The 11,973-nt window shown below is 33.3% G+C and carries 7 protein-coding genes and 1 pseudogene; 2 read left to right on the top strand and 6 right to left on the bottom strand.

Features of this window, described 5'->3' with window-relative positions; translation table 11 throughout:
• Positions 1–179: 179 nt before the first annotated feature.
• The 6 genes from ACFFU9_RS09840 to ACFFU9_RS09815 form a co-directional block, all read right to left on the bottom strand.
• Positions 180–749: a DUF6250 domain-containing protein gene (locus tag ACFFU9_RS09840; protein ID WP_379861261.1), complete on the bottom strand. Its 570-nt coding sequence runs from the start codon at positions 747–749 to the stop codon at positions 180–182.
• 94 nt (positions 750–843) lie between these two features.
• Positions 844–3,813: a chondroitinase family polysaccharide lyase gene (locus tag ACFFU9_RS09835; protein ID WP_379861260.1), complete on the bottom strand. Its 2,970-nt coding sequence runs from the start codon at positions 3,811–3,813 to the stop codon at positions 844–846.
• A gap of 36 nt (positions 3,814–3,849) precedes the next feature.
• Positions 3,850–4,860, bottom strand: a complete 1,011-nt coding sequence (locus ACFFU9_RS09830) for a family 43 glycosylhydrolase (RefSeq protein WP_379861259.1) — start codon at positions 4,858–4,860, stop codon at positions 3,850–3,852.
• Between the two features lie 6 nt (positions 4,861–4,866).
• Entirely contained in the window at positions 4,867–7,305 is a 2,439-nt protein-coding gene (locus ACFFU9_RS09825; RefSeq protein ID WP_379861258.1) for a polysaccharide lyase family 8 super-sandwich domain-containing protein, read from the bottom strand.
• A gap of 344 nt (positions 7,306–7,649) precedes the next feature.
• On the bottom strand, positions 7,650–9,242 hold the full coding sequence (locus ACFFU9_RS09820; RefSeq protein ID WP_379861257.1) for an SGBP N-terminal domain-containing protein: 1,593 nt from the start codon (positions 9,240–9,242) through the stop codon (positions 7,650–7,652).
• 419 nt (positions 9,243–9,661) lie between these two features.
• Positions 9,662–10,669, bottom strand: a complete 1,008-nt coding sequence (locus tag ACFFU9_RS09815; RefSeq protein ID WP_379861255.1) for a T9SS type A sorting domain-containing protein — start codon at positions 10,667–10,669, stop codon at positions 9,662–9,664.
• A gap of 430 nt (positions 10,670–11,099) precedes the next feature.
• On the opposite strand from ACFFU9_RS09815, the gene ACFFU9_RS09810 reads away from it, so the two are divergent.
• Both ACFFU9_RS09810 and ACFFU9_RS09805 read left to right on the top strand, forming a co-directional pair.
• Positions 11,100–11,660, top strand: a complete 561-nt coding sequence (locus tag ACFFU9_RS09810; protein ID WP_379861254.1) for a transposase — start codon at positions 11,100–11,102, stop codon at positions 11,658–11,660.
• 35 nt (positions 11,661–11,695) lie between these two features.
• Positions 11,696–11,973: pseudogene (locus tag ACFFU9_RS09805) on the top strand (helix-turn-helix domain-containing protein); the annotation flags it as partial.

The raw sequence follows: 11,973 nt of genomic DNA, 5'->3' as shown, positions 1-11,973 counted from the left end.
ACATATGCAACAAATAGTGCTTCAAGCAAGGGCAGAAGGCAAGGATATTGAATTCACTACGAAATATGAAGACCAATAGCTAATGTAGTTGCCCGGACGGATACAATTAAGGTGTTTATTCATAACTGATAATAGTAAAAGTATCCGCATAATGCAGTATCAATAAAACAATTTTTTGACTAAGGTTTTCTTATCCGAAAATTTTCAATCAACACATGGTTCTCTACCGATCTGAATCCAAAATACCCTTCCAAATAAGGAGTTTTGTCCTGGAGTGAAAAAACAACCTGATTATTTCGTTGGTAAGAAACATCGTTTTCATTAACTGTTATCACAATATGGTTTTTTACGTTTGGAACAATCAAATACTCTTTATCACTCAAATCATGCTCTTTTAGCAAAGGTCTGTCAGGATTTCCATCATATTTCCTAAATCTCGTTTTCGTATTATCGTGACCTCCCAAGCCAACATAATAAAGTGTTAACTCATGATAACTTTTAAAAACTCCTGCTCTTTTTTTGGACTGTTTAAAAAAATCATTTGGTGATTTTGGATCATTAGCCATCCAAAAACAATTTAAATCAGACACTCTATCAAATGGCCCCTCCTTATCAATTACAGTAGCGTCATATTCAATAACAATAGGAGCTGCTAATTTATGTTTGAACCAAACCGTACATCCTTTTTTATCAAATATTTCCATTTTATGATTTACAAACTCAACTTTACCACCTGCTTGCTGCTCCACTATCCAATTATCTCTATCTATTTCTTCTATGGAATTACACGAAAAAAAGGAATATAACGGTATTGTTATTAAAAAAAAATCGCGATTTTCATATTTAAGTATTTAGTTTAATTAATTCAACTTCATTCGTTTTCCCATCAACACATTCAAACTGTAAAACAGTTTTCCCACTTGTAACACTCTTAATTTTACAACTGGAATTATCATCTTTTAAATGCCATTTTCCTTTTAATTCTAATTCAATAATAACTGGAACGCTTGGCTTGTTACTATACGATGCATCACTTGACAAATTAATGCTTGGAGAACATAGTGAAACTATTAAAGAGTCTCCTTTAGTTTTACACATTACTAAAGATTCTTTACTGACTTTTCTAACTAAATTATGTTTAATATTACCAGGTTCAAATAACACAAAACCAGTAATTCCCGTCAAATTATCATGTACAATATGTGCGTGATAATCTTTTTGTAAAACATTGTAATTTGGTGTATTTCCAGAACTTTTACCATTTACAACAATAGCATATTCATACGATTGTTTTTTAGGTGCCTTACCATGATCTAAATAAGCAACACCAAAAACACCTTCTGTATCACGTTCTGACTTATTATGTTTCGAAAATTGTTTCTGTCTAGCCACAGTCAATTTTTGTCCTTTCGGAATAAAATAAATATTCCCTTTATTGTCTATTACTTTATGGGCTTCATTTGAATCTAATTTTATTTTAAATAAATTTGTATGTGGAGCCCCATCTATATGTATTATATTATCTATTTCTGCTTCTAACTGAAAAAGAGTTGTTTCAGTTAAATAATCAGTATTACTATTTTCAATATTACTTCCTAAAGCAACAATACAATCGTTAAAAAAAAACACCGATTTTCTGGCACGATGATCTGGCGTGAAATTTTTAAGCGTTTCATTTTCATGCAGTTTCATTCCAAAGATGCCATTTACTCGCAGTAAGGAAGAGCTTCCACAGAAAGTTTCATCAGATCGGGACATCAATCTTGATACTGGACAATATAATTTATCAAGAGGTAAATGTATGGTGGTGGTACCTGGAAATCGATTCCAATCCCAACCATCTTGCACAAATCCACTACTTTTCCCATTTATAGGATCTCCTGAATTATTAATCTGTAAGTTCCCATAACTCATGTAACGCCCCCAACGGTTGTCATGAGCATAAATTTCTCCAGACCAAACATACTTAGAATAGCCTTTTATACTTACCAACCAATCATCTCTTCGATGCAAACCAAGACAGGCATAGTTAACCACTTGAAACCCCTCTGGATCTTTCTCTGGTTGAATTCCCATGTTTTGGAATTCGCCATACATTTTCTCCCAAGGTTGTGCTAAACGCATATAAGCCGAAGCCAATTCTTTATTGACTTTATTTTTTCCACCTCCAGACTTAGCCACATACCCAAAAGCATCAATAACACGCTGACTCATTTTTCCAGCAAAAACTTGGCGTCCCGACAAACCTATTGGCCAGTCGTATTTATTGGAATACATACGCGTTAACAATAAGGATTGTCCCATATTATGAGTCGCTTGTTCATCGATCTTAAAAGTTGAATTAGAAAGCGCATAAACTACGGGAGCCATGCCCATTAAAGCACCTGTCATATATGCAGGATATAATCCGCCATGATGAAATAAAGATCGATCTGGGGTAATACCACCTACTAAACCAGATGAATATTGAAGTGAATTCGAAAAGAAACGAGAAAGGGCTTTTAGAGCTCTCACTTTCTCTGGAGTATCTTCCATTAATAAAACCGAAATTAACCTGCCTTTTGCTTTAGTATTCCAAAGATCGGCTACGCCTTGCAATTCGTTTACTGAAATATCTTTTCTAGATTCTGCAGTTCCGTACCAATATGCCAAAATTTGTGATGCTTTTTGAGCTCTCCCAGATTTTTTAAGAGCTTCTTTCATTAATAAAAAAGACTCTGGAATCCCTTCCATTTGGTAACCAACATGATGTTGCGTACCAGTAGCACTACCATAATCGTAACCCTGATCTACGAAATGATCAAATAAATCTAAAAACATTTCTTTACTTTGATCATCATCTGCCAAAGCATAACCCCGTGCCAATCCCATAAAAATCGGCGCAAGATGTAATGGTTTTACATCATTTAACAAGGCGTTATATTCATCTGCAGAAACGATAGGACGACCAGAAACACTTCCGTCTGGATTACGAACTATTAGTAAATCATCAAAATTATCTTTGTAATACCAATTTTCATCTTGATGAGGAACAGTACCTTTTACAATGTCATACAATCGGGTTTCAATTAAGTTTATGGCTTGAATTTCATCTTTGGTTATTTCAGATTCCAAAGCAATATCATACTTGAAATTTGTTTCCCAAAACCACTGCCCTCCCCAATGATTTTGGTTTACTGGTGGGTTTATAAATGGTAATTGCTGATCTGGCGTACTACGCCCATGAATGGGTTCTCCGTTAAAGGTAATTCTATCAAAATATAATATTCCCGAATCATGTTTCTTAGGGGCTATAAATTTCATGTAGTCTAACTGATCTACATGTTCTAAAACTTCCATTTCTGAAAAACGTATCCAACAAGCTCTCCACCCAGAAAAATTGAGATAAAACGAAAATTGATAGGCAGGCTTTTCATGCTGTCCAAACTCTACTTGTAAATAATCATCTATAGGTTTTTCATTATAAATCCAGCCCATAAAACCACCTACACGAATTTCGGTTGCGGATGCGCCCTCATTTTCATCACTATAAAGACTTTGAGATACTTTCTTTTTTACCTCAAAACTAGCTTGTGATCCTTGAGGACTCTCAATCATAACATCACGTCCTTTTTCCCAAAGCCACTTTACGGCATGTAAACCAACTTTATATCTCTTATCTGAAAGTTCTAATCTTTCACCTTGCCAATTCTCTGGCACGCCATTTTCTAAATTCCAATAGCTACCTGAAGTTTCATTTTGAACTTGTGCAGCACTATTTGTTACTGAAATTAGAATTGTTAAAAGGACTGTGAAATAGTTTATAAATGTCATTTATTGATTTTTGGAAAAGGTATAAAGGATGGTTTATTAATCAAAAATTGCCTCTTTTTGCTCTACGAGTTTTAATGAACCATCTTTGTTGTGAATTAACTTATTAACACACATGCTTCTGCGAAATTTGTTGTATTCAGAATGTCCGTTTTTTTCAGCTAAAGCACCATTGTGGTAGAAAAAATAATAGTCGTTTTTTAATTTAATAACAGATTGATGAATGGTATGCACACCACTTTCATTTGCTACAATACCTTTGTACTCAAACGGCCCCATAGGACTATTACTCGTAGCATAACAAATAACCTCATCGCCTTCTTTATTTCCTTTAGCACCTTGTTTGTAGAGCTTCGCTGGATATGTCATATAATACGTGTTTTTATATTTGTGAACAAACGGCCCCTCTACAAAGTTATAATCACCATCTATTGTAGAACGAATAGACCAATTTGTTAATTCATGAATAACACCATCAATTTCTGTCATGTTTTCTTTCAGCTTAACAACAAAGCAATCTTCTCCTTTACGAGAAAAATATAAATAAGCTTGATTATCATCATCAATAAATACCATGGGATCAATAGCATTATCAATAGGCACCAAAGGCTTACCTAATGCATCTTTATAGGGACCTTCTGGTTTATCGCTTACAAACACACCTATTTTATGATTTGCTGGAACATACATATAATATTTACCATTTCGTTCGCAAGCATCTGGAGCCCATAAATGAGATGTAGCCCAAGAAATATCATCAACACTTAACGCCACTCCGTGATCTGTCCATGTTTTCAAATCTTTGGTTGAAAATGTATGATAGTCTTTCATACTCCAATATCCAGTAGCAGTATCGGCATCATGAGAAGCAAACACCCATATAGTACCATCTTTAAATACTTTTGCTGAAGGATCGCAAGCATATATGTGCTTAACTATGGGATTCGTTTCTGTTGTCCAAGTATAGGGATATGAAATCTCTTTTTCCTGACCCTGAATTTTAACTGCTATTATTGTAAATAATAAAAAGATGATTTTAGTCTGCTTCATAATTTTTTAATTGAAATTCAATTTTACGGTTGTAGGCTTTCCACAAAGTTTTCCTTGTGGCATTGTAACCGAAACAACATGCCATTTTCCTTCTTTAGAAACTTGTTCTCCTGTAATTGGTAACGTTGTTTTAACTTCTATTGATTTTAAATTTATATTCATCTCTGCATCGGTAAGTGATAACTCATAATATCCATTATTTTTTTCGAGCAATAACGCACAAGGAGCCGATACACTTATTTCTCCTTCTTTAGTTTTTAGTGTTGCATTAGGGTTATAAAAAGAAGCTCCTAGGTAATTATCACCCCAAGTTATAGCTTGTAGGTTTGTTGAGTTTTCAATAATATTTAATGGCATATTGTTAAATACTTTTGTTTCAGCGTCTTTACCTCCATATACTACATATGCATAATGCGCATCTTTAATGTCTTGACCATGGTTGATATACATTTGAAAAATAGATGCTTCTTGAGACATCTTTTTATGCCTTTCATTAGCTTTATTTATTTTTTTCCATTTAGTTGGTCTGGTTTCTGTTAATAAATGTACACTTCCTGAAGTGTATTTAGGTAAAACCGCATATGAAAAGCCATCCTTTTGTGAAGCCCAAACAAGTGTATCTCCTTTTAATTCTGTTGAAACATTACCTGTAATATTTGAATGTTTACCGTTTGTGATAAATTGTGCTTCATTGTTATAATATGTTTGATCAATGGTTGTCCAAATATCTCCTTCCATTTCTGGATTAAGATTTGTTATACCAGCTCCTAATGCCACCATATAATCATCTACCATAAAATACGCTTTATTGGCTTTAACGCCATAAATAATCGTATTGGGGTCTTCACGTCCTATGGGGTCATTAACATTTTTTTTATCTGAAGCATTCATTTTCTCAAAAATAAATCCGCAAGCTGCATTTTTTCCACCACTTGTTGCTGCTGCGGCAAAATTGTATTTACTACAATACCCCCTCCAATTGGTAATCGGCAACAATTTATCTTCACCTTGACGAGATGTGACACCAGGTATTGCTGTAAGGTTCCATGCTCCTATAGCTTTGTTATATTCACTTCCTGTTTTCATAAAATAAGTCATACCGTCACACGTATAAAAATTATATTTATCGGCAAGCGTATGCGCACTTTCTATACCATCACATCTAATAGATGCCATACTTACCTGGATGTAATAATCTAGATTTTTTTTTATAAGATTATCATTATTAAAAAACCAACGTGTTCCTGTATAATATCCTTTTGGATACCCTTGCATACTTATTTGGTTATCCTTTATATCTTCATTTAAATCTATTAATTCTTGTTGTTCTGCTATAGGGTAAGATGAAAGCCAACCATCTACCGTACTTTTTATCATGCCATCTGTTTTAATAGACTCTTGTTTATCCATTGTATATTCCATACTACCCCTGCCTAAACTAGGCGGTGTAAAACCTTTATAATAATACCATGAACTCCCACGAAAATAATTGATAAGTGATTGGGCATTTTCTTCATCTAATTGTTTTGCCCAAGGCGTTCCTTTAAAATAATCAATAATACTTAATGCTGCTGAAGTTCCTGATATTGGGTACCCCCAAACTAAACATTGCATGCCGTGCCCCCAACCAGCACCATCTGCTGTAAACCCTTCTGTCCAGAAAGCATCATCATAAGTATTTTGAGACACACTACTAAGCCCACCTTTTGCCACAACAGAAAGTACATCCATCATCTCTACAGAACTCATTGCTGCTGCCGTTGGAAGTAACGAACGGAAGCCCAAACCATTACCTCCTACCCACCAAACGTGCTTTTGAAAACGCTCTACACTTACAGGGTTTTTATCTGTTTCATCATTTCTGTAAGGCTGAGTCCAGGATTGGTAACTCATCTGTTTTAAATTTTTATTTGCTTGCGTTGCCAATGCTTCTTGAACCATTCCTTTTTCTACAGACTCCATGGCATCAAACAAGCAAAAATAAGTATTGACGGCCGCTGTGGGAATAGCAAAACAGCTAATATGAAATCTGCCAGCGGTATTTTGGCCTCTACTTGCTTCTATGTTGCTATAATTATTAATAGCCTTAAAGAGCTTGTTTATAGTGGCGTCCTTTTTATAATTTACATAATCCTTTCCTCGATATGTTTGAGCAATACGCCACATTCTGTTAAAAGCAATTTCAAGAAGCTCACTCACAACAACTTGTGACTCTTTGTTTTCTGATAAATACAGTTTTTTATCTTCAATTTTTTTCTGCCCTTCAATTAAATCGATAAACTGTCCTTTATTATTAAGTAACTCGACGCAAGCTTTTGCAGTAATTTGTTCTACTTTACTTTTAGTTAATTGATGCCCACGATAAGCCTGTTTTGAAAAAAATTGTCTAAAATCTTCTACAGTTTGTTCTTTTACTGAAAGCTGAGCATTACTCTTATTTGTCATTAAAAAAACATTTATAACAACAAGTATTTTAATTAAATATTTAAATCTTTTCTTCATATTATATATTAAACAAAATAGGGTTCATGGAAACTTTTAAATCTTTTTTAAATTCTCATTTAAGTAGATAAATTCACTATTGATAATGATTTCTGAAAGTTGATTTACTTGCTTTTATTCATTATTTAATATTAGCTTTCATTTACAACAAAAAAACGAATCTGACTGAAAAGTCAATTTTAAGTTAAAATGTCTCATTGAGCGCAATCGAAATGCTATGGTTTTCAAAACACTAAAAACTTCACTCGGTTTAACGGAAACTAATTACTTTTAAAACAATATCTTTTTTATAGTTTAACAGCATATAAAGTACCACCAGACGGTACTCCTTTATCATATTCCGGAAAATTATCTATTCGTTCTTGTATACTTAATCCTAATTTTTCAGGTCCGAAATAAACTTGATTAGCGTTGGACCAAGGTGTATTAGTTCCGTAGTTATGATTAAATTGTTTACAGTCATTTCTGTAAATAAAATTAGGATTAGCTGAATTTGTATGTTGCGTAGACCATGGCCCCATTATTGCAAAATAAATTGGCTTACCGTTTTCTGTTTCTGGATAAGGCCCTGTTTCTCCTGCTTCTATTGGAGGCATGTCCGACGGTAAGGTTATTCTATTAAATTCTATTAAATTATTTCCATTGTCACCACTATGAAAGCTTATTTCTTGTCTAAAATCGTTATTATAAACCACATTGTACTCTACGTTATCTCCTTGAAGTGAAATATGTCTAATTCTCGTAACTTGACAGCCTGTAATAAGATTATCCCTGCCTTGAATAAAAAAGTATCCTTCTGCACCCCCTGATTTTCTTTTACATCCATCTATAATTAAATTTCTAAACGTATTATGGTCTGCAGGACATCTTAAAGGGTCTCTTGCGCTATTTAAGATTTGCACATTATCTAGCCAACAATTTTTAGTTCCAGATTTAAGCCTAACCGATATATTGTCATTTGTGAATTCTCGATTTTGAGGTATTCCATAATTCCAGTTATACTTTGGCTCCGACCAACTCCCTGTTATTGTAAGGTTATATAAACCACATTTTTGAACATTATTAAACGAAAATGCATCGCCACCATTCATTGAAATACTACAAACAACACCATCACGGCTCTCTCCTATAAGTGACACATTAGATTTCATGATTACAGAAGCATCAATTGTATACATTCCTTCTTTTAGTGTAATTAACCCTTTCTCTCCATTTTCTAAAACAGCAGAAAGACTACTAATTGCAGCGTTAATCGATTCACTATTCCCTGGCATTATTGAGCTTGTTTTTTCAAAACTATCAATAAAAGGAATGCCGCCTTCTACACCTGCTTTGGCCCAACGACTCATTTGAGGATAATTTTCATCAAACTTACTTTGATCAATTTGCACGCCAGGATCTCCCACCTGTAATAATGATCCGTTAGCAATCTCATCAATTCCCACTGAAACCGTATAAAATACTACGGAAGCATCTTCTGCAATAACGCTATACTTGATAGGGTTTCTAAAATCTTGAGCTTTTCCAGAATTAGGAATAATTGAAACTTTATCTGACATACTAATTGATGGCACCAAAGCTGAAACATTTGTGCCATATGGAACCGTTAATTTTACAGTTTTCGCATCCTCATCTATAACACCATGTATATCTTGAACCAGTGTTCCATTTTGCAATACTGTAAAGATAAATGATGTTATTTGTTTTGAGGAACTTTTAACAATTTCATCTTCAATATTAGGGCTGGAACTACATGAGAAAACTGGTATTAAAAATAACACCACCACTAGCCACTTTAATTCGAAAACATTCTTTAATTCGAAATCATTAATGATGCCAACATTTCTATTTAACCCCTTGCTTTTAGAACTTTTTTTCATCTTTATATATTAAATATTTTCACTCAAATTTAGCCATAAATCTCTATTTATTAGGGGGGCTCATTATTTAAAAAGAGGGGTGTAATTCGTTGAAATGCTTTGAAAAAACAATGAACTCGCCTTAGGAACTGTTTATTTATCTAATAAGTTTTTATAGACATATGGCAGCATCGTTTTTAAATTCACTTTTAAATAATTCACTTAATTTTTCTAGATTTGGTTTTGGAAGCTCGATGCTTTCAAACCTATCTTTCTCAATATGGTAATGTTCTGCTTTAAGTTCAAAAATAAAAGGTAGTTTATTGTGAGGAATACTTCTTTTAATTTACGCGTTATCTATTTATTCTTGATGTTTTAAACTAAAAAAAGTTCCTCAGAAATATATTTTTGAGGAACTTTAAATAATTTGAATTAAGCTATTAATCTATAACTATCTTTTTTGTGATTTCACCATTTTTATCAGAAGTCAATCTTAAGAAGTAAATACCTTTTGAAAAAAGAGTCACATCTATTGATTGTTTATATTCACTAGAGTAAACTGTTTTCCCTAATACATTTACTAAACTCATTTGTTTAATATCAACATTTAAACTGTTATCAATTTTTAATATATTATTAACTGGATTTGGATATACTTTTACAGAATTATTTAATTCAAATGAACTATTAGATAGTGTAGGGGTAGTTGCTACATAAACATTATCTAGCGCATAAATTACTTTACCACCAGATACAAACCCTCCCGTATCTGTTTGAATTTGAAAGGCACCAAAGCTACCTAGTGTTTTATCTGTTAAATCTACAGATCCATAAATTGTTATCCATTGACCAGGAATGATATCAAAAGAAGTTTGATTTGTAGTAATAGTACCATCGTTATTTATATTAAAAGGAATTGATGTCGTTACATTTGTTCCAACTCCAAAAAACGAATCACTTAATACAAATCCAGTACTAGAATTACCATGATTTAAATTGATACTCCAACTTTGTAAGGTAGTCTCTATACCTGCACCATCTGCTTTATCACCTCCCAAAACCTGAAAACTAAAATATAAAACTGTTTGTCCTGTAAGATCTAATCCAGTAAAATAAACACCTGCATCGTCTGTGAGATAATTTGCGCCCCCAGACACCCTAAGCACCTGTTTACCAGACACGTATGCAGCAACAAAATTGGCTGATGCAGATCGGTTATGTATTGCTACAGCATTCGTTTTTTCTGTAACAGTAGCATCAGTATAATTCTCATTACCACCAGCAATATCTGCAGTATAATTAAATTGTGGAAAACCACTTGCTAACGGGACACTTCCTCCAGATATATCTGTAGCTTCAAAATTTTCATCAATATAAGTTACTTGTGCTTCCAAATTTATAACCATAGCAACCATAACTAATGACAGATAAAATGTAATTTTTTTCATATTTTTTAGTTTTTAGTAATTTTATTGTTTAGTAAAACTATTGCAAAAACCTTTATAATATAAGGCACAAATCATTCTGTCTTAGGGGGGAAATTAGTTTTTTTAATTATTTATGCGAATCAAGGGTTGATAAACCACAAGAAAGAAATAACTTTCAATAAATTACATTAATAAACTAACAATCAGCATACTTAAAGTGTATTCAACGCACGTTTAAACATATGATTAATCAGCCAAAAACCCTAAAATTAATAAAAATCTACTCAATAATCTGTGACAGATTTGAAAAAGATTTAAAACATACTTGTGAACGTTTCAGTAACAACAATAAACAAGATTTAACGGATAAAGAAATTATGACCATCTATTTATAGTTCAAGAAGAACAGCGCTTTGGCATCAAACAGATTCACGGTTTTGCTTGTGATTATTTGCTTGATTGGTTTCCAAAACTTGGCTCGTACGCTGGTTTTTCTCAACGTCTTAACCAGTTATCGGAGGCATTTAGAAGCTTTTCAGCATCATTGCTTGAAGAATTCTTGCATACCGATTGTTATGAAAACCAAAGCTTATTGGATTCAATGCCCATAATTACTTGTTCAGGAAAACGTAATGCAAAGGTGGCCAAAGAACTGACCGACAAAGGGTATTGTTCTACTAAAAGTCTGTACTATTATGGCGTGAAACTGCATACATTGGCTTTTAGACGTGTTGGCAGGATTCCTTTTCCCGAAGAAATTCAGATAACCCCAGCCTCTGTAAATGATCTGACCGTTTTTAAAGAATCTTGGTCTGAGAAAACAAACAGGAATTTTTTCGGAGATAAAATCTATAATAATCTAGACTTTTTTACTGAACTAGAGCAAGAAAAAAAATCGGTTATGATGATACCGATAAAAGGGGTCAAAGGGCAATATCAAGAAATCAAAAAAATAGATAAAGCTGCAAACGACTTGTTCTCAACCGCAGTATCAAGAGTTATACCAATTTGAATAAATAAAGTCGTTATATTTGCTTATCTTTAAGGATGGCAAAACCGAGAGAATTTTTAATAAAAGAAAGTGCTTTAGAACTTAAAGCCTTACGTAAAAGGCAATGTATTTTTAAATATGAGAAGCGTTTGATTTGGTTAGAATCTATTTTGACCAATCGTTTCAAAACGAGAAAACAGTTAGCCGATTATCTAAACATTACACCCAAAACAAGTGAACGCTGGACAGTTAAATATATGGACAATGGTATTGACGGGTTGTTAAGTGACGAACCAAAACAAATACGCTCTAGAATCATAACTCCAGAGATGCA

The organism is Mariniflexile ostreae (assembly GCF_042427585.1).
In the GTDB taxonomy this organism is placed as follows: Bacteria; Bacteroidota; Bacteroidia; order Flavobacteriales; family Flavobacteriaceae; genus Pseudalgibacter; species Pseudalgibacter ostreae.
Note: the sequence above shows the minus strand (reverse complement) of the source record. Positions and strands in the feature narration are given on the sequence as shown.

Bases quoted from the DNA above. Each gene is read 5' to 3' on its own strand.
- ACFFU9_RS09820 (WP_379861257.1), bottom strand. From the start codon at position 9,242: ATGAAAAAAAGTTCTAAAAGCAAGGGGTTAAATAGAAATGTTGGCATC.
- ACFFU9_RS09830 (WP_379861259.1), bottom strand. From the start codon at position 4,860: ATGAAGCAGACTAAAATCATCTTTTTATTATTTACAATAATAGCAGTT.
- ACFFU9_RS09825 (WP_379861258.1), bottom strand. From the start codon at position 7,305: ATGACAAATAAGAGTAATGCTCAGCTTTCAGTAAAAGAACAAACTGTA.
- ACFFU9_RS09835 (WP_379861260.1), bottom strand. From the start codon at position 3,813: ATGACATTTATAAACTATTTCACAGTCCTTTTAACAATTCTAATTTCA.
- ACFFU9_RS09815 (WP_379861255.1), bottom strand. From the start codon at position 10,669: ATGAAAAAAATTACATTTTATCTGTCATTAGTTATGGTTGCTATGGTT.